We start from the raw sequence: 24,203 nt of genomic DNA, 5'->3' as shown, positions 1-24,203 counted from the left end.
GGCTCCTAGTACTTCAGCAGGCTCGCGTCGTCGACCGAGGCCGAGCGACGGGTCCGGAAGATGGTCATGATGATCGCGAGCCCGACCACCACCTCGGCGGCGGCGACGACCATCACGAAGAACGCGGCGACCTGGCCGTCGAGGTTGCCGTGCTGCTTGGCGAAGGTGACCAGCGCCAGGTTGCACGCGTTGAGCATCAGCTCCACGCACATGAAGACCACGATCGCGTTGCGGCGCACCAGCACGCCGACCGCGCCGATCGTGAAGAGGATCGCGGAGAGCGCGATGAACGGGACCGGGTCGTTCACGGCTGCTCCTCCTCGGTCGTGGCGGGCACAGGTCCCTGGCCCGCTGCGGGGACGCCGAGCGAGCGCTGGACCTCCTCGATGTCGTCGGCCAGGTCCGGCGCCGAGCGCACCGTCCCGCGCGCGATGAGCACCCGGGAGACCGACGAGGGCAGCGGCGAGCCGTCGGGCAGCAGCGCCGGGGTGTCGACGGCGTTGTGGCGGGCGTAGACGCCCGGCGCCGGCAGCGGGCCGAGCGGCGCACCGCTCTCGGCGTACTCACGCAGCCGCTGGGCGGCACGGTCGGCCTGGGTCTGCTTCGGGGTTAACCGCTCGCGGTGCGCCAGCACCATCGCGCCCATGGCCGCGGTGATCAGCAGCGCGCTGGTCACCTCGAAGGCGAAGATGTAGTGGGAGAACAGCACGTTGGCGATGCCTTGGATGTTGCCGCCGCTGTTGGCCGCCTCGAGACCGACGACGGTGCCCAGGGAGATCTGGGCGATGCCCACCAGCAGCAGCGCGCCGAGCAGGACGCCGAAGACACCGGCGGTGACCCGCTGCCCGGGGATCGTCTCGACCACCGAGTCCGAGGCGTCGACGCCGACCAGCATCAGCACGAAGAGGAACAGCATCATGATCGCGCCGGTGTAGACGATGATCTGCACCGCGAAGAGGAACGGCGCCTCGAGCACGGCGTAGAGCACCGCGAGGCTGATCATCACCACGGCCAGCAGGAGCGCGGCGTGCACCGCCTTGCGCACGAAGAGGATGCCGGTCGCCGCGACCACCATCACCGGGGCCAGGATCCAGAACGCGGTCATGCGCCGCCCTCCCCGCGGGGGGCGGCGTCGCGCGCGGCGTACGTGCCCCGGTAGTAGTCGCCCTCGTCGTCGCCGAGGCGCATCGGGTGCGGCGGCTGCTCCATGCCGGGCAGCAGCGGCGCCAGCAGGTCGGACTTCTCATAGATCAGGTCGGCGCGGTTGTCGTCGGCCAGCTCGTACTCGTTGGTCATCGTCAGCGCCCGGGTCGGGCAGGCCTCGATGCACAGCCCGCACAGGATGCAGCGCAGGTAGTTGATCTGGTAGACGCGGCCGTAGCGCTCGCCGGGGCTGTAGCGCTCGGCCTCGGTGTTGGAGCCGCCCTCGACGTAGATCGCGTCCGCCGGGCAGGCCCACGCGCACAGCTCGCAGCCGATGCACTTCTCCAGCCCGTCGGGCCAGCGGTTGAGCTGGTGGCGGCCGTGGAAGCGCGGAGCCGTGGGCTGCTTCTCGAAGGGGTACTGCTCGGTGACCACCTTCTTGAACATCGTGCGGAAGGTGACCCCGAACCCGGCGACCGGGTCCCAGAACTGCTCCTTGAGCGTGGCCATCAGGCTGTGCCTCCTTGTCCGGCCGTGCCGGTGTCACCGGCCGGGACGGTGGATCGCTGGTCGAAGGTCAGGGGTACGGCGGCGCCGCGGACGGCCCCGCCGCTCGGCATCGGCGGAACCGGGAAGGCTCCCGCCCGCGGCGGCGCGGCGACCGGCGCCGGGCCGGTCTCCTCCTCCTCGTCCTCACCGAAGAAGAAGAGCGCCAGCGAGATGACCAGCAGCACGCCGGCCCCGATCGCGGCCCAGCGCAGGTCGATGCGGTCCTCGAGGGCGCGGACGGTGGCGACGGCGATGGTCCACACCAGCGCGGCGGGGATCAGCCGCTTCCAGCCGAAGGCCATGAACTGGTCGTAGCGCAGCCGCGGCAGCGAGCCACGCAGCCAGATGAACAAGAAGATGAAGAACAGCACCTTGCCGAAGAACCACAGCACCGGCCACCAGCCCTCGTTGAACCCGGCGTACAGCTCATCGATCCAGAACGGCGCGTGCCAGCCGCCGAGGAACAGCGTCGTGGCCAGGGCCGAGACCGTGGCCATGTTGATGTACTCGGCGAGGAAGAACAGCGCGAACTTGATCGAGGAGTACTCGGTGTGGAAGCCGCCGACGAGCTCGCCCTCGGCCTCGGGCAGGTCGAACGGCGCCCGGTTGGTCTCCCCGACCATCGAGATCAGGTAGATCACGAAGGAGGGCAGCAGCACCAGGCCGAACCAGAGGTCGTCCTGGGCGGCGACGATCTCCGAGGTCGACATCGAGCCGGCGTAGAGGAACACCGCGACCAGCGCCAGGCCCATCGCGACCTCATAGGAGATCATCTGGGCGCTGGAGCGCAGGCCGCCGAGCAGCGAGTACGTCGAGCCGCTGGACCAGCCGCCGAGCACGATGCCGTAGATGCCGATCGAGGCCATCGCGAGCACGAAGAGCACCGCGACCGGCATGTCGGTGAGCTGCAGCGGGGTGACGGTGTCGGTGAACGGGATCGTGACCTCGGGCCCGAACGGCACCACCGCGAAGGTCGCGAACGCCGCGACCGCGGCGATCACCGGGGCGAGCAGGAAGACCACCTTGTCGGCGGCCGCCGGGATCAGGTCCTCCTTGAACATCAGCTTGGCGCCGTCGGCGAGCGACTGCAGCAGGCCGAAGGGTCCGTTGACGTTGGGGCCGATGCGGTGCTGCATCCGGGCCACGACCCGGCGCTCCCACCAGATGTTGAACAGCGTCAGCAGCACCAGGACCACGAAGATCAGCACGGCCTTGATCGTGATGACCCACCACGGGTCGCCCCCGAAGGCGCCGAGGCCGACGTCGCTGGGAATTTGACTGGGGATCTCGCTGGAGACCAGCTGGGTGCCGAGCATCATGCGTGCCCTCCCGTGACGCGGACCCGGGACCCGGGTGAGGCGAGACCGGCCAGGACGCCGCGGCCGAAGGAGTTGGCGGGCACCCAGACCACGTCGTCGGGCAGCTCGCGGTTGATCACCGTCGGCAGCGTCGCGCGACCGCGGTCGCCGATGACCGTCATCAGGTCGCCGACCTGGTCATAGACCGCGCGCGGCACCCGGGCGACCGGGATCCGCGCCGTCGCGCGCAGGTGGTCCTCGCCGTCGAGCAGCGAGGCGTTGTCGATCAGCTGCTTCCAGGTCGCCAGCCGCAGTCCCTCGGTCGGGCCGGCGTCGGCGGGCAGCCCGGGGTACGGCGGGGTGTCCGGCGCGGTGTCTAGCACCGGGCGGGTGCCGTCCCAGGGGCCCATCTCGGCCATCCGGGCGCGCGCCTCCTGCACGGTGCGGAACCCCAGCGGCGTACCGACGCCCAGGGCGGCGAGCTCCTCGGCGATGCCGGCGAGGATGCGCAGGTCGGGCAGCGAGGCGGGGTTGGTGAAGACCGCCTCGAAGGGGCGCGGGCGTCCCTCCCAGGTCACGAACGTGCCGGCCTTGTCGATCACCGGCGCCACCGGGAACACGACGTCGGCGGCACGGGTCACGTCGGTCTCGCGCAGCTCCAGCGCCACGACGAAGCGCGCCGCGTCGATGGCCGCGCGGGTGGCGGCCGGGTCGGCGGTGTCGTCGGGGTCCACCCCGCCGATCACCAGGCCGCCGAGCTCGCCGGTGAGCAGCGCGGCCACGATCGCGTCGGCGTCGCGGCCCGGGGTCTCGGGCACCTGGTCGACGTTCCAGGCGGCAGCGGCGTCGACCCGGGCGGCGGCGTTGGCGACCGGTCGGCCACCGGGCAGCAGGTTGGGCAGGCAGCCGGCCTCGACCGCGCCGCGGTCCCCGGCCCGACGCGGCACCCAGGCCAGCCGGGCACCGGTACGACGGGCGAGGGCCGAGGCGGCGGTGAGGGCGCCGGGCGAGCTCGCCAGCCGCTCCCCCACCAGCAGCACGGTGTCGCTGTCGACGCCGTGGTCGGCGTGCTCGGCGAGGGACTCGATGACCGCGGCCTCGTCGCCCGGACCGGCGACGAGCACCCGGCCGCGCATCTTGCGCAGGCCGCGGCTGCGGTACGGCGCCACGGCGAGCACCCGGGTGCCGGCCCGGGCGGCCTTGCGCAGCCGCAGGAAGAGCGTGCCGGCCTCCTCCTCGGGCTCCAGGCCGAGCAGCACGACGCTGCGCGCCGTCTCCAGGTCGGCGTAGGTGACCCCGCCGTTGCCGGGCGCGGTGAGCACGACCTCGGCGGCGAGGAAGTCCGCCTCCTCCGCCGAGAGCGGCCGGGCGCGGAAGTCGACGTCGTTGGTGCCGAGCGCGAGACGGGCGAAGGTGGCGTAGGCGAAGGCGTCCTCGGCGCTGACCCGGCCGCCGGGCAGCACCGCGGCGGGGCCGGCGGCCGCGAGGCCGCGCGCGGCCACCGCGAACGCCTCGGTCCACGAGGCGGGACGCAGCGCGCCGTCGCCACCGTCCTCGACCCGGTCGCGGACCAGCGGGTGGGCGAGCCGGTCGGGCCGCGTGGCGTAGGTGAACGCGAAGCGGTCCTTGTCGGTGATCCACTCCTCGTTGACCTCGGGGTCGTTGCCGGCCAGGCGGCGCATCACCCGGCCGCGGCGGTGGTCCACGCGGATCGCGGCGCCGCAGGCGTCGTGCTCCGCGACCGAGGGAGTGGAGACCAGGTCGAAGGGGCGGGCGCGGAAGCGGTACTCCGCCGAGGTGAGCGCGCCGACCGGGCAGATCTGGATGGTGTTGCCCGAGAAGTAGCTCTGCAGCGGCTCCTTCTCATAGATCCCGACCTGCTGGAGCGCGCCGCGCTCGACCAGGGCGATGAACGGGTCGCCGGCGATCTGCTCGGAGAAGCGGGTGCAGCGCGCGCACAGCACGCACCGCTCGCGGTCGAGCAGGACGTTGGCGGAGAGGTTGATCGGCTTGGGGTAGGTGCGCTTGACGCCCTCGAAGCGGGACTCGCCGCGCCCGTTGCTCATCGCCTGGTTCTGCAGCGGGCACTCCCCGCCCTTGTCGCAGACCGGGCAGTCGAGCGGGTGGTTGACCAGCAGGAACTCCATGATCCCCTGCTGCGCCTTGTCGGCGACCGGGCTGGTGGCCTGGGTGCTGACCACCATGCCGTCGGCGACCGGGAGCGTGCAGGAGGCCTGCGGCTTGGGGAACCCGCGGCCGTTGCCGGCGTCGGGGACGTCGACCAGGCACTGGCGGCACGCCCCGACCGGCTCGAGCAGCGGGTGGTCGCAGAAGCGCGGGATCTGCACCCCGACCTGCTCCGCGGCCCGGATCACCAGGGTGTCGCGCGGGACGCTGACCTCGACGCCGTCGATGGTGAGCGTGACCAGGTCGGCGTCGGCCTGGACCTTGTCCGGTGTGGTCGTCACGAGACCCCCTCGGTCGCGAAGACGGTGGAGGCCACGGGGTCGAACGGGCAGCCCCCGTGGCTGAGGTGGGCGAGGTACTCCTCGCGGAAGTGCTGCACCGAGCTGGTGATCGGGCTGGTGGCACCGTCGCCCAGGGCGCAGAACGCGCGACCCAGGATGTTGTCGCACTGGTCCAGCAGCAGGTCCAGGTCGGCCTCGGAGCCCTCGCCGCGCTCGAGCGCGGCCAGCGTCTGGACCAGCCACCAGGTGCCCTCGCGGCACGGGGTGCACTTGCCGCACGACTCGTGCTTGTAGAACTCCGTCCAGCGCAGCACCGCGCGCACCACGCAGACCGTCTCGTCGAAGATCTGCAGCGCGCGGGTGCCGAGCATCGACCCGGCGCCGGCGACCCCCTCGAAGTCGAGGGGTACGTCGAGGTGCTCGGCGGTCAGCAGCGGGGTGCTGGAGCCGCCGGGTGTCCAGAACTTCAGCTCGTGCCCGGCGCGCACGCCGCCGGCGAGGTCGAGCAGCTGGCGCAGGGTGATGCCGAGCGGCGCCTCGTACTGCCCGGGGCGCTCGACGTGCCCGGAGAGGGAGAAGATCCCGAAGCCGGCGGACTTCTCGGTGCCCATCGAGGAGAACCAGCCCGGGCCGTTGCCGACGATGCTGGGCACCGAGGAGATCGACTCGACGTTGTTGATCACCGTCGGGCTGGCGTAGAGCCCGGCGACCGCGGGGAACGGCGGGCGCAGGCGCGGTTGGCCGCGCTTGCCCTCCAGGCCCTCGAGCAGCGCGGTCTCCTCGCCGCAGATGTAGGCCCCGGCGCCGGCGTGGACGACCACGTCGAGGTCGTAGCCCGAGCCGTGGATGTCGGTGCCGAGGTGGCCGGCGAGGTAGGCCTCCTGCACGGCGCGCTGCACCCGGCGGATCACGTGCAGGACCTCGCCGCGGATGTAGATGAACGCCTGGTGGGCGCGGATGGCGTAGGAGCTGATGATCACGCCCTCGACCAGCGTGTGCGGGCTGGCCATCATCAGCGGGATGTCCTTGCAGGTGCCCGGCTCGGACTCGTCGGCGTTGACCACGAGGTACTTCGGGCGCGGGTTGTCCTGCGGGATGAACGACCACTTCATGCCGGTCGGGAAGCCCGCCCCGCCGCGGCCGCGCAGCCCGGAGTCCTTGACCGCGGCGATCACCGCGTCCGGGCCCATCTCGAAGGCCCGGTCGACGGCGGCGTACCCGCCGCGGCGTTCGTAGGCCTCGAGGGTCCAGGAGCGCTCCTGGTCCCAGTTGTCGGTGAGCACCGGGGTGAGCACGTCAGGCATCGTGGGTCTCCTCCTGGATCGTCTCGGACTCCGCACGGGAGGTGTCGGCCTCGGAGGCCGCGGCCTCCTTCTGCGCCGGCTCCTCGGGTACGTCGTGCCCGTCGAGCTCCGGGGACCCGGTCTGCGGCGCGCGCCAGCCACGCTCGCGGGCGATGCCCAGGCCGGCCAGCGACGCCGGGCCGGCCGCGGGGCCCTCGTCGGCGCGGTCGTCGGGGAAGCCCGCGAGCACCCGCTCGGCCTCGCGCCAGGTGCAGATCCGCGGGCCGCGGGTGGAGCGGACCTCGACCCCGCTGCGCAGGTCGTCGACGATGCCGACGGCAGACTCGGGGGTCTGGTTGTCCAGGAACTCCCAGTTCACCATCATCACCGGCGCGTAGTCGCAGGCCGCGTTGCACTCGATGTGCTCCAAGGTGACCGAGCCGTCCGCGGTGGTCTCGTCGTTGCCGACGTCGAGGTGCTCCTGGAGCCGCTCGAAGATCAGGTCGCCGCCCATCACCGCGCACAGGGTGTTGGTGCAGACGCCGACGAGGTAGTCGCCCACCGGCTTGCGCTTGTACATCGTGTAGAACGTTGCGACGCCGCTGACCTCGGCGGCGGAGATGCCGAGCACGTCGGCGCAGGCCTCGATGCCCTCCGGGGTGATCCGCCCGGTCACCGACTGCACCAGGTGAAGCATCGGCAGCAGCCCGGAGCGCGCCTCCGGGTAGCGCGCCGCGATCTGCTCCAGCTCGGCGTACGTCGCGTCGTCGATCTCGTGGGTGGCGCTCACCGGTCGACTCCTCCCATGACGGGGTCGATGGAGGCGACGGCGACGATGATGTCGGCGACCATGCCGCCCTCGCTCATCACGCTCGTGGCCTGCAGGTTGGTGAACGACGGGTCGCGGAAGTGCACCCGGGCCGGCCGGGTGCCGCCGTCGGAGACCACGTGGGCGCCGAGCTCGCCGCGGGGCCCTTCGATCGGGACGTAGGCCTGTCCGGCGGGGACCCGGAAGCCCTCGGTGACCAGCTTGAAGTGGTGGATGAGGGCCTCCATCGACTCGCCCATGATGTGGCGGATGTGGTCCAGGGAGTTGCCCATGCCGTCGGAGCCGATCGCCAGCTGGCTGGGCCAGGCGATCTTCTTGTCCGCGATCATCACCGGCGCCCCCTCGAGCCCGGCCAGCCGGTCGGCGGCCTGCCCGACGATGCGCAGGGACTCCCACATCTCGTTGAGCCGGATCCGGAAGCGGCCGTAGGCGTCGGCGGTGTCCCAGGTCTGCACGTCGAACTCGTAGTCCTCGTAGCCGCAGACCGGCTCGCTCTTGCGCAGGTCCCACGGGTAGCCGGTGCTGCGCAGGACCGGGCCGGTGATGCCCAGCGCCAGGCAGCCCTCGAGGTCGAGGTGCCCGACCCCCTCGAGGCGGGCCTTGAAGATCGGGTTGGCGTTGCACAGCGCGGCGTACTCGGGCAGGCGCTTCTTCATCAGCGCGATGAAGGAGCGGATCTCCTCCAGCGCCCCCACCGGGAGGTCCTGGGCGACGCCGCCGGGGCGGATGAACGCGTGGTTCATGCGCAGGCCGGTGATGAGCTCGAAGAGGTCCAGCACCAGCTCGCGCTCGCGGAAGCCCATCGTCATCACGGTCAGCGCGCCGATCTCCATGCCGCCGGTCGCGATCGCGACCAGGTGGGAGGAGATCCGGTTGAGCTCCATCAGGAGCACCCGCATGACCTGGGCCTTCTCGGGGATCTGGTCCTCGATGTCGAGCAGCCGCTCGACGCCGAGCACGTAGGTCGCCTCGTTGAACAGCGGCGCCAGGTAGTCCATCCGGGTGCAGAAGGTGACGCCCTGCACCCAGGAGCGGTACTCCATGTTCTTCTCGATGCCGGTGTGCAGGTAGCCGATGCCGCAGCGGGCCTCGGTGACCGTCTCGCCGTCGAGCTCCAGGATCAGGCGCAGCACGCCGTGGGTGGAGGGGTGCTGGGGGCCCATGTTGACCACGACGCGCTCGGCGCGCTCGCTGTCGGGGTCCTCCGCGAGGCCGGCCGCGATCTCGTCCCAGTCCTGCCCGGAGACGGTGAAGACCCGCCCCTCGGTGGTCTCGGAGGTCCCGGCGTAGATGTCGTGAGCCATTAGGTGTAGCTCCTGCGCTGGTCGGGAGGCGGCACCGAGCCGCCCTTGTACTCCACGGGGATGCCGCCGAGCGGGTAGTCCTTGCGCTGCGGGTGGCCGGGCCAGTCGTCGGGCATCAGGATCCGGGCGAGGCCGGGGTGGCCGTCGAAGATGAGGCCGAACATGTCGTAGGTCTCGCGCTCGTGCCAGTCGGCCGTGGGATAGACCGCGACGACCGACGGCAGGTGCGGGTCGGCGTCGGGGACGCCGACCTCGAGCCGGATCCGGCGGTTGTGGGTCATCGAGAGCAGGTGGTAGACCGCGTGCAGCTCGCGCGCGGTGTCGCCGGGGTAGTGCACGCCGCTGACGCCGGAGAGCAGCTCGAAGCGCAGCGCGGGGTCGTCGCGCAGCAGCTTGGCCACTGCCAGCAGGTCCTCGCGGCGCACGTGGAAGGTGATCTCGCCGCGGTGCAGGACCACCGACTCCACGGCGTGCTCGATGCCGTCGGCGCGCAGCCGCTCGGCGAGGACGTCGGCGACCTCGTCGTACCAGCCGCCGTACGGGCGCCGGGCCGGGGCGGGCAGCGTGACGGCCTGGCGCAGGCCGCCGTACCCGCTGGTGTCGGGGGTGCCGCTGACGCCGAACATGCCGTGGCGCTCACCGACCTGGTGCACCTCGCCGGGGGGCGCCGGGACGTTCTCGGGCGACTGCTCGACGGCCGGCTGCCCGGGGCCGGCGGTCTGCTCCGGCGTGCTCTCGGGATCGCTCACCGCAGCTGCCCCTTCATCTCGGAGGTCGGCAGCGCCCGCAGCGCGGCGGTCTCGAGGGTCTCGATCTCGGCGGCGCGGTGGGCGCCGAGCTTGGCGTGCTGCACCTGGTCGTGGAGCTTGAGGATCGCGTCGATCAGCATCTCCGGGCGCGGCGGGCAGCCGGGGAGGTACATGTCGACGGGGACGACGTGGTCGACGCCCTGGACGATCGCGTAGTTGTTGAACATGCCGCCGCTGGAGGCGCACACGCCCATGGCCAGCACCCACTTGGGGTTGGGCATCTGGTCGTAGATCTGGCGCAGGACCGGCGCCATCTTCTGGCTCACCCGGCCGGCGACGATCATCAGGTCGGCCTGGCGCGGGCTGGCCCGGAAGACCTCCATGCCGAAGCGGGCCAGGTCGTACTTGGGCCCGCCGGAGGTCATCATCTCGATGGCGCAGCAGGCCAGACCGAAGGTCGCCGGCCAGAACGACGCCTTGCGCATGTAGCCCGAGAGCCCCTCGACGGTGGTGAGCAGCACCCCGCTCGGCAGCTTCTCCTCGATACCCATGTCCCGCTCCTGTCCCTGCGTCAGTGCGTCTGCGTCGTACGGCGTCGCTCGGCCGCGGCTCTCAGTCCCACTCCAGTCCGCCGCGTCGCCACACGTAGGCGTAGGCGACGAAGACGGTGGCGAGGAACAGGACCATCTCGACCAGCCCGAACAGGCCCAGCGCGTCGAAGTGGACGGCCCACGGGTAGAGGAAGACGATCTCGATGTCGAAGACGATGAAGAGCATCGCGGTGATGTAGTACTTCACCGGGATGCGCCCGCCCCCGACCGGCTGCGGCGTCGGCTGGATGCCGCACTCGTAGGAGTCCAGCCGTGCGCGGTTGTAGCGGGCCGGGCCGATCACTGCCCCGGCGGCGACCGAGCCCACGGCGAACAGGGTCGCGATCGCGACCAGGACCAAGACCGGCGTGTAGAGCTCCATGCCGACGGTTCCTCCTTGCGCGTGGCGACCGGGTCCGCGTCCACTTGTGCTCTTGTGAAACGAATCACGAAGTGGCGTGGCCCACATACTGCCACCGCCCTGGGTGCCACGCACGCCGGGGGGTGAGTTTGGTCGCACGTGTTGCCATCGACCCGATCACGGGCCGGTCACGCTCCGGTCACGGCTCCCCGCGTCGGCACGTGTGGTTGCGCGAGTCGGCGCGTGTGGTTGCGCGAGTCGGCGCGTGTGGTTGCGCGAGTCGGCGCGTGTGGTTGCGCGAGTCGGCGCGTGTGGTTGCGCGAGTCGGCGCGTGTGGTTGCGCGAGTCGGCGCTAGTGGCGGAGTTCTTCACACCACCTGTGGACAGGTCCGCCACTGGCGCCGACTCGGCGCGCCATTGGCGCCGACTCGGCGAGTGGGAGGAGAGGTGTCAGGCGGTGGCGCGGTGGAGGGCGACGATGCCGCCGGAGAGGTTGCGCCACTGGGGCGCCTGCCAACCGGCGCGGGCGACCAGGTCGGCGAGGCCGCGCTGGTCGGGCCAGGCACGGATGGACTCGGCGAGGTAGACGTACGCGTCGGGGGCGGAGGAGATGGCGCGCGAGATCGTGGGGAGCGCCTTCATGAGGTACTCCAGGTAGACCAGGCGGAACGGCGCCCAGGTCGGGTGGCTGAACTCGCAGACCACCAGGCGCCCGCCGGGCTTGGTGACGCGGCGCATCTCGGCGAGGCCGGCGAGCGGGTCGACGACGTTGCGCAGGCCGAAGGAGATCGTCACCGCGTCGAAGGTGTCGTCGGCGAACGGCAGCCGCGTGGCGTCACCGGCGGTGAAGGGCAGCGCGGGACGCGCCTGCTTGCCGACCTGCAGCATGCCGAGGGAGAAGTCGCACGGCACCACCGTCGCGCCGCGGTCGGCGAACGGCTGGCTGGAGGTGCCGGTGCCGGCGGCCAAGTCGAGCACGAGCTCACCGGGCTGCGGGTCGACGGCGTCGATCACGTCCTTGCGCCAGCGCCGGTCCTGGCCGAGGGAGAGCACGTCGTTGGTGAGGTCGTACCGCTTCGCCACGGTGTCGAACATCCGCCGGACGTCGATCGGCTGCTTGTCGAGTTCTGCGCGGGCCACCTGCGAAGCCTAGGCGGTCACCCCCGGGCCCGGCCGACCCGGTCCGGAGCCGCGACGCACAGCGGCCCGGGCCCTCGTGAGAGGAGCCCGGGCCGCGGCGGCGTTCGGGTGGTCCGGTGACACCGGACCGGGCGATCAGCCGGCGAGGTCCTGCAGGATCGACACGGCCTTCTCGGCGGGGACGCCCTCGGCCTCGACCTGCCAGGTGGCGTCGGTGTCGTTGAGCTGGCAGCGCACGAAGACGGGGTCGCCCTCGGGGATCTCCTGGCCTTCGGGCACGGCCTGGGCCCACAGCACGTTGCACACCGCGTCGTCGACCTCGACCAGCTCGCTGGAGAGGCGCTCGGCGCCGACCAGCGCCGCGTCGTACGGCGGGCCGTCGGGCAGGAACGGGCCCGGGGCCTCATCGACAGCGACGATGCGCAGCTGCTGGGCGCCGCTCTTGTCGGCATACATCCGGACCGCGGCCGGGACGCCGAAGAGCGCCTCGAGCTGCTCGGCGGACGCGCCGAAGAGCTCGCCCTGGAGCTCGGGGTCGACACCCGTGCCGGCGCCCTCCTCCTCGTCACCGTCGCGGGGGACGTCGACGGCGGTGAAGCCGCCGGGCAGGGTCTCGGGCAGCTCGAGGGTGTCCTCGGAGGTGAGCTTGGGCAGCACCACCGCGAGCACCACCAGGAGCCCGAGGAGGACCGCACCGAGCACGAGGCCGCGGACGCGCAGAGCAGGAGGCGTGGAAGTCACGCACGCGACGGTAACGGCCCAGGCTGAACGACACCTGTGCGACCCCCGGTCGACCGGCGCCGGGGTGACCTGGCTCTCCCGCGTAGGCTCGGGCGGGTGACGACGAGCGCGACCCCCGGGGAAGAGGCCCGGGCCGGCACCCTCGTGGCCCGCACCAGGCCACTGGACCTGCCCACCGCCGACGCGCTGCTGGACCTGCTTCCGGCCGAGCGCCCGCTGACCTGGCTGCGCCGCGGCGACGGGCTCGTGGGCTGGGGCGTGGCCGCCGAGCTGCGCACGAGCGGCAGCACCCGCTTCGCCGACGCCGCCAAGTGGTGGACCGAGACCACCGCCCGCGCGGACATCCGCGACGAGGTGCGCGAGCCGGGCACCGGGCTGGTGTCGTTCGGTGCCTTCGCGTTCGCCGACGACCCCGGCGACTCGGTGCTGGTGGTCCCCTCGGTGGTGGTCGGCCGACGTGGCGACGTCGCCTGGCTGACCACGGTGGGCCGCGACGCTCCGCTCGAGGAACCCGCCCTCACCCGCACCGACCTGCCCGCGGCCCCGGTCGGCGTGACCTACGCCGACGGCGCCCTCAACGGCGAGCAGTGGATGTCGGTCGTCGCCGACGCGGTCGCCCGGATCAGCGCCGGCGACCTGGAGAAGGTCGTCCTGGCCCGCGACCTGCTCGCCACCGCCACCGAGCCGATCGACGTGCGCTGGCCGCTGCGCCGCCTCGCCGCCGGCTACCCGATGTGCTGGACCTTCCACGTCGACGGCATGTTCGGCGCCACCCCGGAGATGCTCGTGCGTCGCGAGCGGGGCCTGGTCACCTCCCGCGTGCTGGCCGGCACCATCCGGCGTACCGGCGACGACGAGCGCGACCTGGCGCTGGCCGCCACCCTGGCCCGCTCCTCCAAGGACCTCGAGGAGCACGAGTACGCCGTGCGCTCGGTCGCCGACGCCCTGGAGCCGCACTGCTCCTCGATGAACGTGCCCGAGGCGCCGTTCGTGCTGCACCTGCCCAACGTCATGCACCTCGCCACCGACGTGAACGGGGTCGTGCACGACGCGGCGACCGTCTCCTCGCTCCAGCTGGCCGAGGCGCTGCACCCCTCCGCCGCCGTGGGCGGCACCCCGACCCCTACCGCGACCGAGCTGATCTCGCAGATCGAGGGCATGGACCGCGGTCGGTACGCCGGCCCCGTGGGCTGGATGGACGCCAGCGGCGACGGCGAGTGGGGCATCGCCCTGCGCTCGGCCTCCCACGAGGGCGCCACCATCCGGCTCTTCGCCGGCTGCGGCATCGTCGCGGACTCCGACCCCGAGTCCGAGCTCGCCGAGTCGCAGGCCAAGTTCGTGCCGGTGCGCGACTCGCTGGTGCCCTGAGGCTGCCCGGGGCCTGCCCGGAACCGGTCGACACATGGGGGCGTCGTACCCCCATGAGCCGCATCCTGGTCGCACCCGCCGTCGCCGTCGCCGCGACCTTCCTGACTCTTCCGGTGCTCACCGCGCCCGACGCCGCCGCACTGTCCTGTGCCATGCCCGCGCCGGTGATCCGGGACGCTGACGTGCTCGTCACCGGCCGGATCGTCGACGGCGGCAGCGACCAGGACGGCAGCCGGATCCTGGTCGAGGTCGAGACGGTGCACCGGGCGCCCGCGGACGCGCAGGTGCCCGAGCGGTGGTGGCTCGACGTCACGCTGGCGGGCTGGTCGACCTGGACCGACGCCGGCGGCGCGATCCCCGCCGGCTACTCGAACCCGCGGCGCTGGGTGTTCGCCCCCGACGACGGCAGCGTCAACCCGTGCACGGCCTGGCCCGCGGGCTCCGTGCGGGTGCCGGCGGGCGAACCGGTCGGCGCTGCGGTCGCTCCGTCGGTGCTACCCGGCGACGGCAGCACCACCCGCGACACCCGCGCCGCGTGGACGTGGGTGGGCGCCGGGCTCGGCGCGAGCCTGCTGGGGCTGGGCGCGGTCGCCGCGGCGTCCGTCGTACGGCGGCGGCGCGGCCGGGCCTGAGGCGCGGGTCAGTCCAGGTCCTCGCCGTCCGCGCGTCGCAGGAACTCCTGGCCCGCTCCCAGCAGGGCGCCCATGTGCTGCTCGAGGATGCCGAGACCGAAGTCGGAGTAGACCCGGTCGTGGATCGCCAGGTTGCGCGGGGCACCGACCTCGCGGGTGAACTCGATCGCCTCCGAGCTCTTCAGCCACGGCGCCGAGGACGGCACCAGCAGCACGTCGACGTCCTGGCGCGGGGCCACGAGGGCGTCGCCGGGGTGGTAGACCGAGGTGTCCCCACCGGTGAGCACGTAGCCGCTGTTGTGGATGCGCGGCATCTCGGGGTGGATCACGGCGTGCCGCTCCCCCACCACCCGGACCCCGAGGCCGCCGAGGTCGAGCTGCTGGCCGGGGGCGACGACGGTGACCCGCTCGGCGACCTCCGGAGCGTCCTCGCGGATCTTCGCCGCGACGTCGGCGATCGTCCAGATCGCCGCGTCGGTGCCGCGCAGCAGCTCCGGGGCGTAGTGGTCGGCGTGCTCGTGGGTGATGAGCACCGCGTCGGCGCCGTCGAGGGCCTCCGGGGTGGCGAAGATGCCGGGATCGAGGACGACGGTGGTGCCGTCGTGCTCGACGCGGACGCAGGCATGTCCGAACTTCGTGATCCTCATGGGGCCACGCTAGTGGGCCCGGCGCCTCGCGAGCGCCCGCTGTCCGCGCCCGGGCCGAGGCTTCGTCGGGGCGCCCCGCCACGCACGCCTGCCTAGGCTGGCCGCCATGAGCGCTCCAGGAAGCCCCGAGTCCGAGAACGGCGCGCACGGCGCCGGCACCCTTGCCGTCACCGGTGTCACCGGCGCCCTCGGCGGCCTGGTCGTACGCCGCCTCGCCGACGACTTCCGCATCGACCTGCGCCTGCTGGCGCGCGACCCCGACCGTGCTCCCGACCTCGACACCGACATCCGCGCCTGCAGCTACGGCGACCTCGACGCGGGGGTCGCGGCGCTGCGCGGGGTCGAGACGCTGCTGATGGTGTCGGCCTCGGAGTCCGCCGACCGGCGCACCGAGCACCGCACGTTCGTGCGGGCCGCGGCCGAGGCCGGCGTGCGCCACCTCGTCTACACCTCCTTCGCGGGGGCCGCGCCGGATGCCGGCTTCACGCTCGGTCGCGACCACTACGACACCGAGCAGGCGATCCGGGAGTCCGGCATGGAGTTCACGTTCCTGCGCGACAGCTTCTACCTCGACGTGCTGCCGCAGTTCGCCGACGCCGAGGGCGTCATCCGCGGTCCCGCGGGCGAGGGTCGGGCGGCCGCGGTCGCCCGCGCCGACGTCGCGGACGTCGCCGCCGCGGTGCTCCGCGACCCGGACGCCCACCGCGGCGCGACGTACACGCTCACCGGGCCGGAGGCGCTGAGCCTGGCCGAGGTCGCCGCCCGTGCCGGTGCCGTGCTCGGCCGCGCGCTGCGCTTCGTCGATGAGAGCACCGAGGAGGCCTACGCCTGGCGGCGCGAGCAGTACGGCGCCCCCGACTGGCAGCTGGACGCCTGGGTCACCACCTACACCGCGATCCGCGACGGCGCGCTCGCCGAGATCAGCCCCGACGTCGAGCGCGTGGCCGGCCACCCGCCCCGCACCCTCGAGGACACCCTCACCGACGGTTGAGTCGAGAGTTGTGACGGTTGAGTCGAGACTTTCTCCCGTTCAGTCGAGAGCGCCGTGGTCGGAAGTCTCGACTCGACGGGAGAATCGACTCAACCCGCGGGTCAGGGGCGCAGGGCGCGGAGCGCGAGGTCGAGGTCGCGGCGGGTGTCGCGGCGGACGATGGCCTCGACCACCTCGATGCCGCCGTTCGGGCTGGCCAGGGCGTGCTCGAGCTCGGGCAGGGAGTCCACCCGCCAGTGCGGCGTGCGGGTCGCAGCGCACAGCGAGGCGAGGTCGACGCCGTGCGGGGTGGCGAAGATCTTCTCGAACGGGTCGGCGTGCGCCGGCGCGCCCTGCTCGAGCGTGGCGAAGATCGAGCCGCCGTCGTCGTTGACCACGACGATGGTGAGGTCCGGGCGGGCCTCGACCGGGCCGAGCACCAGGCCGTTGGAGTCGTGCAGGAACGTCACGTCCCCCACCAGCGCGAGGTTGCGGGTGCCGCGCGGGCGACCGAGCGCGGCCCCGATCGCGCTGGACAGCACGCCGTCGATGCCGGCCAGCCCGCGGTTGGCGAGCACCTTGCGGCGCTGTCCGACGGGGTATCGGGCGGCCATCAGGTCCAGGTCGCGGATCGGGTTCGAGGCCCCCACCCACAGCAGCCCGCCGGCCGGCAGCGCGCGGCTCACCGCCCCCGCCACGGCGTACGGCGTGAGGTCGGGCCCGGCCTGCACGAGCGCGTCGACCTGCGCGGAGAGCGCCCGGTCGGCCTCGCGCCAGGCAGCGAGCCAGCCGCCGTCGACGGCGCCCTCGCTGCCGGAGACGGCCGCGCCGCCGGCGGGAACAGCACCGATGAGGCCCGGCACCGCGTCGAGCATCGTCGCCGGCCACGGCGGGCGCGCCCAGACACCCGGGTGGCGCACCGCCAGCACCTCCACATCGGGGCGCGACAGCAGGCGGCTGACCGGTCGCGACAGCGTCGGGCGGCCGACGACCACGACCCGCTCCACCTGCTCGCCGAGCTCGGTGTCCAGCAGCAGCCGATAGCTGCGGATCGCGTGGGCGCCGGTGCGCGCCCCACTGGTCGGCTCGGCCAGCAGCGGCCACCCGGCGCGCTCGGCCAGCACCCGCGCCGCGGGCCCGGCACCGTCGCCGGCCACCACCACGGTGTGCCTCGCGCCGACCTCGAGCGTGACCTCGCCGCTCAGCTCCACCCACTCGCGGGGAGCCGGCGCCGCGGCCGCGCCGGGAGGCGTCGGCAGCCACCGGTCCTCAGGGACCAGCGGCTCGTCGAGCTGGACGTTCCAGTGCGTGGGGCCGTCCACCACCAGGGCCGGGAGCCCGTCGAGCGCCCCCGCGTCGAGGTCGACCGTGGCCACCAGCGGGCCGAAGATCCCCACCTGGTCGGTGGTCTGGTTGGCGTCCGTGCCGCGCAGCCGCGCGGGCCGGTCGGCGGTGAGCACCACCAGCGGCAGCCCGGAGTGGGCGGCCTCGAGCACGGCCGGGTGCAGGTTCGCCACGGCGGTGCCGGAGGTGCACAGCACCGCGGCACGCGCGCCTACCTTGGTCAGCCCGACGGCCAGGAAGCCCGCGGAGCGCTCGTCGAGGCGGGTGTGCAGCCGCAGCCGGCCGGTCGCCGCGGCGTCGAAGGCCGCGAACGACAGCGGCGCGTTGCGCGACCCCGGCGAGAGCACGACCTCCCGCACGCCCGCCTCCAGCAGCGCCTCGACGACGGCGCGCGCGAGGGCGGTGGCGGAACGGGTCACGTGTGCCGATCCTTCCGTACGCCGTGGACCGCGGCGAGCCGGGCCTGCCAGTGCGCCACCCGGTCGGGGGCCGCGGCGAGCCGGGCGAGGGCCGCGGGGTCCACCTCGACCGGCGCGACCGGGAGCATCCCGTCGACCGGCAGCAGCGGCTCGCGGGCCACGTCGTCGGTGAGCAGCTGCACCGTGGCCAGGCCGCAGGCGTGCGGCAGCTCGGGCAGCGCGGCGGCCAGCGCGACCCCGGCCGCGATGCCGACCGACGACTCGAGTGCGGAGGAGACCACGATCGGCAGCCCGATGTCCTCGGCGATGCGCAGGCAGGCGCGCACCCCGCCCAGCGGCTGCACCTTGAGCACCGCGATGTCGGCGGCCTCCAGGTCGCGGACCCGGTAGGGGTCGGCGGCCCGGCGGATCGACTCGTCCGCGGCGATGCGCACCTCGACCCGGCGGCGTACCGCTGCCAGCTCCTCGACCTCGGCGCACGGCTGCTCGACGTACTCCAGGCCGCCGGCGGCACGGTCGAGCGCCTGGATCGCGGCGACCGCCTCGTCCACCGACCAGCCGCCGTTGGCGTCGACGCGCACCTGCCCGGTGGGCCCGATCGCGTCGCGCACCGCCTCGACCCGCGCCACGTCGTCGGCCAGGGTCTGCCCGGGCTCGGCGACCTTGACCTTCGCGGTCGCGCAGCCCCCGCGGCGCACGATCGCGTGCGACTGCTCCGGCCCGAGCGCCGGCACGGTGACGTTGACCGGCACCCGGTCGCGCACCGGCGCGGGCCAGTCGCCGGCGCCCGCCTCCTCGGCGGCGCGCAGCCACGGCTCGGCGACCTCGGGCGAGTAGTCCAGGAACGGGCTCCACTCCCCCCACCGGCCGCTCTCGGGGTCGCGCAGCAGCACCCCCTCGCGCACCGTGATGCCGCGGAACCGCGCGCGCATCGGCACCGACCACACGTGCACCTCCAGCGCGCTCACGCCTCGCCCCCGGTGTCCCCCGTGGCCAGCGCGCGCAGCCGCAGCCGGTCCGGCTTGCCGTTGGCCAGCAGCGGTACGTCGTCGAGCGCGACCAGCTGCCGCGGCGCCCAGGACCTCGGGTGCTCGGCGGCCACCCAGTCGCGCAGCTCGGCCAGTCCGGGCAGCGCCACGTCAACGACGACGAACGCGACCACCCGGTTGCCCCACTCCTCGTCGGGCACGCCGAGCACCTCGGCCGCCCGGACGCCGGGGTGCGCCCGCAGCCGCGCGGCGACCGCGGGGCCGGGCACGTTGACGCCCCCGGTGACGATCACGTCGTCGAGGCGGCCCAGCACCTGCAGCCGGCCGTCCTCGTCGAACCGTCCGGCGTCGGAGGTGAGGAACCAGCCGTCGACCAGCACCGAGGCGGTCAGCTCCGGGTCGTCCTCGTAGCCCTCGAACAGCGTCGGCCCGCTGATCCGCACCCGCCCGTCGTCGCCGATCGCGACCGCCACCCCGTCGAGAGGAAGGCCGTCGTACACGCACCCGCCCGCGGTCTCCGCCGAGCCGTACGTCGCCACCACCCGCACCCCGGCCGCCCGGGCGCGCTCGCGCAGCGCGGGGTCGATCGGGCCGCCGCCGAGCAGCACCGTGTGGAACGTCGCGAGCGCCGCCGCGGACTCCGGGTCGGTGAGCAGGCGCTGGAGCTGGGTCGGCACCAGGGAGACGAACCGGTCCCCCGCCGGCATCGCCGCGGTCGCCGCCGCGAACGACGGGTGGTCCTCCAGCAGCACCGGCTCGTGCCCGGCGACCAGCGAGCGACAGATGACCTGCACGCCGGCGACGTACGCCGCGGGGAGCGCGAGCAGCCAGCCGCCAGAAGCGCCGATGCGTCGCGCGGAGGCCTCGACCGAGGCGAGGACCGCGCGGCGCGACAGGCGCACCCGCTTGGGCCGGCCCGTCGACCCGGATGTCTCGACCACCCAGGGCGCCGGCTCGTCGTGTGACTCCAGCCACGCGCTGAGCGTGGCCACGGTGGCGGCGGTGGACGCGGACGTGAAACTCACGGGACGAACGCTATCCCCGCGTGCTCTGATCTCTCCGTGCCATCCCGTCTGGACCAGTTCACGCCACCCACCCCGCTCGCCGGCCGCCTCTCGGTCCAGTCGGTTCTCTATGCCGTCGGCGACGGCACCTTCATCACCGCCAGTGCCGTCTTCTTCACCACCGTCGTCGGTCTGACGCCCGCCCAGGTCGGTCTCGGCATCACCCTCGCCGGCGTCGCGTCGTTCCTCGTCGCCGTCCCGGCCGGCAAGCTCGCCGACCGGATCGGCCCGCAGCGCACCTGGGCGCTCGGCGCGGTCGGCACCGCGCTCACCTACGCCGCCTGGCCGTTCATCGACGGGTTCACGGCGTTCCTCGTGGTGAGCATCCTGCTCGAGGTGGTCAACAGCGCCGGCGGTGCGGCCCGCGGCGCCTACGTGCTCGACCTGGTGCCGCGCGCGGAGCGGGTCGCCTCGCAGGCCTACATGTACGCCGCGCTCAACCTCGGCTTCACCGGCGGCGCGGCGATCGGCGGCATCGCCCTGGCCTTCGACAGCGACGCGGTGGTGACCGCGCTGCCGGTGTTCACCGCCGTGCTCATGCTCGGCAACGCCTACTGGATCACCCGGCTGCCGAAGGCGCCCCACCGCGAGCGTCCCAGCGCCCTGGAGCAGGCGGTCAGCGGGGCGATCGAGGACGCCGAGGCCGAGCGCCTCGTGCCGGGCGCGCTGCGCAACCCGGGCTACCTGCTCACCTCGTTCTTCGGCGGTGTGCTGGGCACCAACCAGGTGCTGCTGCACACGGTGATCCCGCTGTGGCTGATCGCCGAGACCGACGCGCCCCGGGTGCTGCTGGCGCTGCTGTTCGGCACCAACACGGTGATGTGCATCTTCTTGCCGATGATGGTCGCGCGCACGGTGCGCGGCCTGCCCACGGCGCTGCGGGCGTCACGGATCAGCAGCGGGTTCTTCGTGGTCTCCTGCCTGATCACGCTGGTCACCCACGACACCCTCGGCTGGACCACGATCGTGCTGGTGTGGCTGGGCCACATCACCGTCACCGGCGCGGAGCTGTTCCTCTCCGCCGCCGGGTGGGCCTTCGAGTCCGAGCTCTCCGACCCCGACCGGCGCGGGGAGTACCAGGGCGCCGGCAACCTCGGCAACACCCTCGGCTACGTGTGGGCGCCGGCCGTCTACACCTACCTGGCGATGGAGTGGGGCGCGACCGGCTGGCTGCTGATCGCCGCCATCATCGTGCTCGCCACGGTGCTGATCCACCCCTCCTCGCGGATGGCCGAGCGGTTCCTGGAGCGCCACGAGCTGGACCCGGCCGCGTGAGCGGCGCCGGCGCCGGGTTGAATCAGTCCTCGTGGCTCCTTCGACTCCGACGCCGGCCCAGTGGCTCGCCGGCTCCCGCCCCCGCACCCTTCCCGCCGCGATCGCCCCGGTCCTCGTCGGGTCCGGCGTCGCGGCGTACGCCGGCGGGTTCGTGTGGTGGAAGGCGCTGCTCGCCCTCGGGGTGAGCCTGGCGCTCCAGGTCGGCGTCAACTACGCCAACGACTACTCCGACGGCATCCGCGGCACCGACGACGACCGGGTCGGGCCGATGCGCCTGGTGGGGTCCGGGGTCGCGACGCCAGGCGCGGTGAAGCGCGCCGCGTTCACCGCCTTCGGGGTCGCCGGCGTGCTGGGCCTGGTGCTCGCCGCCACGACCGCCTGGTGGCTGCTCGCCGTCGGCGTGATCTGCGTGCTGGCGGCCTGGTTCTACACCGGCGGCTCGACGCCGTACGGCTACCTCGGCTTGGGCGAGGTGATGGTCTTCGTGTTCTTCGGGCTGGTCGCGGTGGTCGGCACGACGTATGTGCAGACCGAGACCTTCGAGCTCCCCGCGCTGCTGGCCTCGATCGGCATCGGCGCGCTCGCGTGCGGGGTGCTGGTGGTCAACAACCTGCGCGACATCCCCACCGACACCGTGTCCGGCAAGCGCACCCTCGCGGTGCGGCTGGGCGACCCCGCGACCCGTGGCCTGTACGTCGCCCTGGTGGCCGTCGCGGCCGCCTCCGTCGTGGCGGTCGCGGCGGTGACGACGTGGTGGGCGTTGGTCGGGCTGCTGTTCGTGGTGCCCGCGCTGCCGGGGCTGCGCACGGTCCGCTCGACGGCGACCGGCCCGGCGCTGGTCCCGGTCATCCAGTCCACCGGCCTCGCCGAGGTCGCCTGGGCGGTCCTGGTCGCCGCCGCGCTCGTGCTGGTCTGAGCCTGCGCCGGCGCCCGGCCGCGGGCTGACGCGCGACCCGGCGCGACCTGCTCGGTCACGCCGGGTCGGTTCGAGGACGATCAGACGATCGTGCCCGTGCCGGTGCCCTCGATGCGGTCGTCGTGGAGGAGCTCGCCCTCGGCGTCGACCGGGGTGATGACCGCCTCGAAGGTGATCGGGGAGCCCTTCTGGTACTTGAAGTTCTCCGCGTAGGAGTACGTCTCTCCGGTGCCGAGGGTGTACACGGACGGGTCGCGGTAGGCCCCCGGGGCGAGCGCGTCGGTGTTGAGGCCCAGCTCCTCGAACTGGGCGTCGTCGAGGCTGGAGTCCATGCCCTGCAGCCACTTCCAGTCGTCGTAGCGAGCCGTGATGCTCACCAGGCTGGCACCGAGGTCGATCGGGTCGCCGTCGTTGGTGACCACGTAGTTGACGAACACGATCTCCTCGCCCTTGGCGAGCAGCGGCTTGTTGGTCTCGGGGTCCGCGAAGTTGCCGTCCTTGGTCGCCTTGGCGGTGCCGACCTGGAACACCTCCACGGTGACGTCGCCGGCCTCGATGGTCGAGATCAGGTCACCGGCGCTGGTGGCCGGGTTCGCCCACTCGGGCTGACCAGCGGCGGCCGTCGGCTCCGCCTCCACCTCGTCCTCGACGGGCTCGACGTCCTCGGTGGTGTCATCGGCCGGAGTCTCGCTTGTCTCGGCTGCGGTCTCCGACTCCGGCTCGGAGTCCTCGGAGCAGGCGGCCAGTGAGAGCAGGCCGGTGCACGCGACGGCGGCGACGGACAGGCGGAAGGAGCGGGAAAGGCGCATGGATGAATCCCCCGGTAGATGGAGGGCCGACCCTCGGCGGTGCCGATGACTCATCGGTCCTCCCTTTTTGCCTGCCACCTCGACGTACGGCGCAAACGCCGCCGCCCGCATAGCGGACGCGATGGCGTGGGGTCGTCGGGAGGGTCGCCGGGGAAGGCGTCAGGGCCCTACCGGCCCTCGGGTGCGCGCGATCGCGCAATCGCTGGGAAAAGCAACCCGATCTCGGCCGCGCCAGTGCTCTTCGGCGCAATTGCGCGGAAAGACACCTGCCTCGGCCTGGGCGTGGTCATGGTCTTCGTCTTCGTCTTCTTCGGGCTGGTCGCGGTGGTCGGCACGACCTACGTGCAGACCGAGACCTTCGAGCTCCCCGCGCTGCTGGCCTCGATCGGCATCGGCGCCCTCGCCTGCGGGTGCTGGTCGTCAACAACCTGCGCGACATGCTGTTCGTGGTGCCCGCGCTGCCGGTCATCCAGTCCACCGGCCTCGCCGAGGCCGCCTGGGCGGTCCTGGTCGCCGCCGCGCTCGTGCTGGTCTGACGCCGCAGCAGAGGGCCCGCCGTCCGGGGACGGCGGGCCCTCTGGCTCAGCGGATCGTCGCGGTGCCGCTGCCGTCGAGGCGCTTGCGCTGCAGCGACTCGCCCTCCGCGTCGACCGGGACGGCCTCCGCCGTGAAGGTGATCGGGGAGTTCTCCTGGTAGATGAAGTTCTCGGCGTAGGAGTAGGTCTCCCCCGCGCCGAAGGGGTACACCGCCGGCTCGCGGTAGCCGTCGGGGCCCAGGGCGCCGATGTTCACGCCCAGCTCCTCGAACTGGTCGGCGTCGAACATCGAGTCCATCCCGATGAGGTACTCCCAGTCGTCGTAGCGGGGCGTGATCTTGACCAGGCTGGGCCCGAGGTCGATGGGGTCGCCGTTGTTGGTGATCACGTAGTTCACGAACACGATCTCCTCGCCCTTCGCCAGCAGCGGCTCCTCGGTCTCGGAGTTCACGAAGGTGCCGTCCCGCTCGGCCGTGTCGGTGCCCACCTGGTGCACCTCGACGGTGATGTCACCGACGTCGAAGGTCGAGATCAGCTCACCGCCGGTGGCCAGCGGGTTGGCCCAGTCGGGCTGTCCCTCGACCGGTGTCGCCTCCACCTCCGCGGCGGCGTCCCCGGCGGGCGCCTCGCTGGACTCGGCCTCCTTCGCTTCCGGCTCAGAGTCCCCGGAGCAGGCGCTCAGCGCGAGCAGGCCGGTGCAGGCGACGGCGGCGACGGAGAGGCGGACGGAGCGGGCAAGACGCATGGAAGGGATCCCCCGGTGGCAACGGAAGTCGCCG

The 24,203-nt window shown here is 73.0% G+C and carries 25 protein-coding genes; 6 read left to right on the top strand and 19 right to left on the bottom strand.

Going from position 1 to position 24,203, the window contains the following annotated elements; translation table 11 throughout:
* Window positions 1-5 precede the first annotated feature (5 nt).
* The 13 genes from nuoK to GFH29_RS02705 all read right to left on the bottom strand — a co-directional run bounded on the left by nuoK (window position 6) and on the right by GFH29_RS02705 (window position 12,455).
* Complete coding sequence (gene nuoK, locus GFH29_RS02765) at window positions 6-308, bottom strand: NADH-quinone oxidoreductase subunit NuoK (RefSeq protein WP_153321946.1); 303 nt, start codon at window positions 306-308, stop codon at window positions 6-8.
* Entirely contained in the window at window positions 305-1,105 is an 801-nt protein-coding gene (locus tag GFH29_RS02760) for an NADH-quinone oxidoreductase subunit J (RefSeq protein ID WP_153321945.1), read from the bottom strand. Before GFH29_RS02760 ends, nuoK begins: the two co-directional genes overlap by 4 nt.
* The gene (nuoI, locus tag GFH29_RS02755) at window positions 1,102-1,653 is read right to left on the bottom strand and encodes an NADH-quinone oxidoreductase subunit NuoI (RefSeq protein ID WP_153321944.1); all 552 of its coding nucleotides are present in this window, start codon (window positions 1,651-1,653) and stop codon (window positions 1,102-1,104) included. Before nuoI ends, GFH29_RS02760 begins: the two co-directional genes overlap by 4 nt.
* Window positions 1,653-3,008, bottom strand: coding sequence for an NADH-quinone oxidoreductase subunit NuoH (gene nuoH / locus GFH29_RS02750; protein ID WP_153325595.1), 1,356 nt, complete (start codon window positions 3,006-3,008; stop codon window positions 1,653-1,655). Before nuoH ends, nuoI begins: the two co-directional genes overlap by 1 nt.
* Window positions 3,008-5,458, bottom strand: coding sequence for an NADH-quinone oxidoreductase subunit G (locus GFH29_RS02745; protein ID WP_153321943.1), 2,451 nt, complete (start codon window positions 5,456-5,458; stop codon window positions 3,008-3,010). Before GFH29_RS02745 ends, nuoH begins: the two co-directional genes overlap by 1 nt.
* On the bottom strand, window positions 5,455-6,762 hold the full coding sequence (gene nuoF / locus GFH29_RS02740) for an NADH-quinone oxidoreductase subunit NuoF (protein WP_153321942.1): 1,308 nt from the start codon (window positions 6,760-6,762) through the stop codon (window positions 5,455-5,457). The genes GFH29_RS02745 and nuoF overlap by 4 nt, the downstream gene beginning before the upstream one ends.
* Window positions 6,755-7,531: an NADH-quinone oxidoreductase subunit NuoE gene (gene nuoE, locus GFH29_RS02735; protein WP_153321941.1), complete on the bottom strand. Its 777-nt coding sequence runs from the start codon at window positions 7,529-7,531 to the stop codon at window positions 6,755-6,757. The genes nuoF and nuoE overlap by 8 nt, the downstream gene beginning before the upstream one ends.
* Window positions 7,528-8,874: an NADH-quinone oxidoreductase subunit D gene (locus GFH29_RS02730; protein ID WP_153321940.1), complete on the bottom strand. Its 1,347-nt coding sequence runs from the start codon at window positions 8,872-8,874 to the stop codon at window positions 7,528-7,530. The genes nuoE and GFH29_RS02730 overlap by 4 nt, the downstream gene beginning before the upstream one ends.
* Window positions 8,874-9,623, bottom strand: a complete 750-nt coding sequence (locus tag GFH29_RS02725; RefSeq protein ID WP_153321939.1) for an NADH-quinone oxidoreductase subunit C — start codon at window positions 9,621-9,623, stop codon at window positions 8,874-8,876. Before GFH29_RS02725 ends, GFH29_RS02730 begins: the two co-directional genes overlap by 1 nt.
* On the bottom strand, window positions 9,620-10,174 hold the full coding sequence (locus tag GFH29_RS02720; RefSeq protein ID WP_153321938.1) for a NuoB/complex I 20 kDa subunit family protein: 555 nt from the start codon (window positions 10,172-10,174) through the stop codon (window positions 9,620-9,622). Before GFH29_RS02720 ends, GFH29_RS02725 begins: the two co-directional genes overlap by 4 nt.
* 61 nt (window positions 10,175-10,235) lie before the next feature.
* Window positions 10,236-10,595, bottom strand: coding sequence for an NADH-quinone oxidoreductase subunit A (locus GFH29_RS02715; protein ID WP_153321937.1), 360 nt, complete (start codon window positions 10,593-10,595; stop codon window positions 10,236-10,238).
* 429 nt (window positions 10,596-11,024) lie between these two features.
* Window positions 11,025-11,714: a demethylmenaquinone methyltransferase gene (locus GFH29_RS02710; RefSeq protein ID WP_153321936.1), complete on the bottom strand. Its 690-nt coding sequence runs from the start codon at window positions 11,712-11,714 to the stop codon at window positions 11,025-11,027.
* 135 nt (window positions 11,715-11,849) lie between these two features.
* Window positions 11,850-12,455, bottom strand: a complete 606-nt coding sequence (locus tag GFH29_RS02705) for a hypothetical protein (protein WP_153321935.1) — start codon at window positions 12,453-12,455, stop codon at window positions 11,850-11,852.
* A 96-nt stretch (window positions 12,456-12,551) separates the two neighbouring features.
* Between GFH29_RS02705 and GFH29_RS02700 the strand changes: the two genes are divergently transcribed.
* Window positions 12,552-13,823: an isochorismate synthase gene (locus GFH29_RS02700; RefSeq protein ID WP_153321934.1), complete on the top strand. Its 1,272-nt coding sequence runs from the start codon at window positions 12,552-12,554 to the stop codon at window positions 13,821-13,823.
* A 53-nt stretch (window positions 13,824-13,876) separates the two neighbouring features.
* Window positions 13,877-14,455, top strand: coding sequence for a hypothetical protein (locus GFH29_RS02695; RefSeq protein ID WP_153321933.1), 579 nt, complete (start codon window positions 13,877-13,879; stop codon window positions 14,453-14,455).
* An 8-nt stretch (window positions 14,456-14,463) separates the two neighbouring features.
* On the opposite strand, the gene GFH29_RS02690 is transcribed toward GFH29_RS02695, so the two are convergent.
* A complete protein-coding gene (locus GFH29_RS02690; RefSeq protein ID WP_153321932.1) occupies window positions 14,464-15,102 on the bottom strand; it encodes an MBL fold metallo-hydrolase in 639 nt (212 codons plus the stop codon).
* A 106-nt stretch (window positions 15,103-15,208) separates the two neighbouring features.
* Between GFH29_RS02690 and GFH29_RS02685 the strand changes: the two genes are divergently transcribed.
* Window positions 15,209-16,093, top strand: a complete 885-nt coding sequence (locus GFH29_RS02685) for an SDR family oxidoreductase (protein ID WP_153321931.1) — start codon at window positions 15,209-15,211, stop codon at window positions 16,091-16,093.
* Window positions 16,094-16,194: 101 nt separating this feature from the next.
* On the opposite strand, the gene menD is transcribed toward GFH29_RS02685, so the two are convergent.
* The 3 genes from menD to GFH29_RS02670 are packed head-to-tail and all read right to left on the bottom strand — an operon-like array spanning window position 16,195 to window position 19,849.
* Window positions 16,195-17,835 carry a 2-succinyl-5-enolpyruvyl-6-hydroxy-3-cyclohexene-1-carboxylic-acid synthase gene (gene menD, locus GFH29_RS02680; RefSeq protein ID WP_153321930.1) on the bottom strand — a complete coding sequence of 547 codons (1,641 nt, stop codon included), beginning with the start codon at window positions 17,833-17,835 and terminating at the stop codon, window positions 16,195-16,197.
* The gene (locus tag GFH29_RS02675) at window positions 17,832-18,794 is read right to left on the bottom strand and encodes an o-succinylbenzoate synthase (protein ID WP_153325594.1); all 963 of its coding nucleotides are present in this window, start codon (window positions 18,792-18,794) and stop codon (window positions 17,832-17,834) included. Before GFH29_RS02675 ends, menD begins: the two co-directional genes overlap by 4 nt.
* A 5-nt stretch (window positions 18,795-18,799) precedes the next feature.
* Window positions 18,800-19,849, bottom strand: coding sequence for an AMP-binding protein (locus tag GFH29_RS02670; RefSeq protein ID WP_153321929.1), 1,050 nt, complete (start codon window positions 19,847-19,849; stop codon window positions 18,800-18,802).
* Between the two features lie 36 nt (window positions 19,850-19,885).
* On the opposite strand from GFH29_RS02670, the gene GFH29_RS02665 reads away from it, so the two are divergent.
* Both GFH29_RS02665 and GFH29_RS02660 read left to right on the top strand, forming a co-directional pair.
* Complete coding sequence (locus GFH29_RS02665; RefSeq protein ID WP_153321928.1) at window positions 19,886-21,163, top strand: MFS transporter; 1,278 nt, start codon at window positions 19,886-19,888, stop codon at window positions 21,161-21,163.
* Between the two features lie 31 nt (window positions 21,164-21,194).
* Entirely contained in the window at window positions 21,195-22,079 is an 885-nt protein-coding gene (locus GFH29_RS02660; protein ID WP_153321927.1) for a 1,4-dihydroxy-2-naphthoate polyprenyltransferase, read from the top strand.
* 80 nt (window positions 22,080-22,159) lie between these two features.
* On the opposite strand, the gene GFH29_RS02655 is transcribed toward GFH29_RS02660, so the two are convergent.
* The gene (locus GFH29_RS02655) at window positions 22,160-22,888 is read right to left on the bottom strand and encodes a hypothetical protein (RefSeq protein ID WP_153321926.1); all 729 of its coding nucleotides are present in this window, start codon (window positions 22,886-22,888) and stop codon (window positions 22,160-22,162) included.
* A 410-nt stretch (window positions 22,889-23,298) separates the two neighbouring features.
* Here GFH29_RS02655 and GFH29_RS20795 point away from each other — a divergent pair, with 410 nt between their 5' ends.
* Window positions 23,299-23,424, top strand: a complete 126-nt coding sequence (locus GFH29_RS20795; RefSeq protein WP_267128532.1) for a hypothetical protein — start codon at window positions 23,299-23,301, stop codon at window positions 23,422-23,424.
* 46 nt (window positions 23,425-23,470) lie between these two features.
* Here GFH29_RS20795 and GFH29_RS02645 read toward each other — a convergent pair whose 3' ends face one another.
* Window positions 23,471-24,169 (bottom strand): hypothetical protein, encoded by a 699-nt coding sequence (locus GFH29_RS02645; RefSeq protein WP_153321925.1) that lies wholly within the window; start codon window positions 24,167-24,169, stop codon window positions 23,471-23,473.
* Window positions 24,170-24,203 lie beyond the last annotated feature (34 nt).

The organism is Nocardioides sp. dk884 (genome assembly GCF_009557055.1).
GTDB lineage: Bacteria > Actinomycetota > Actinomycetes > Propionibacteriales > Nocardioidaceae > Nocardioides.
This window is presented reverse-complemented; position numbering and strand designations above follow the sequence as displayed.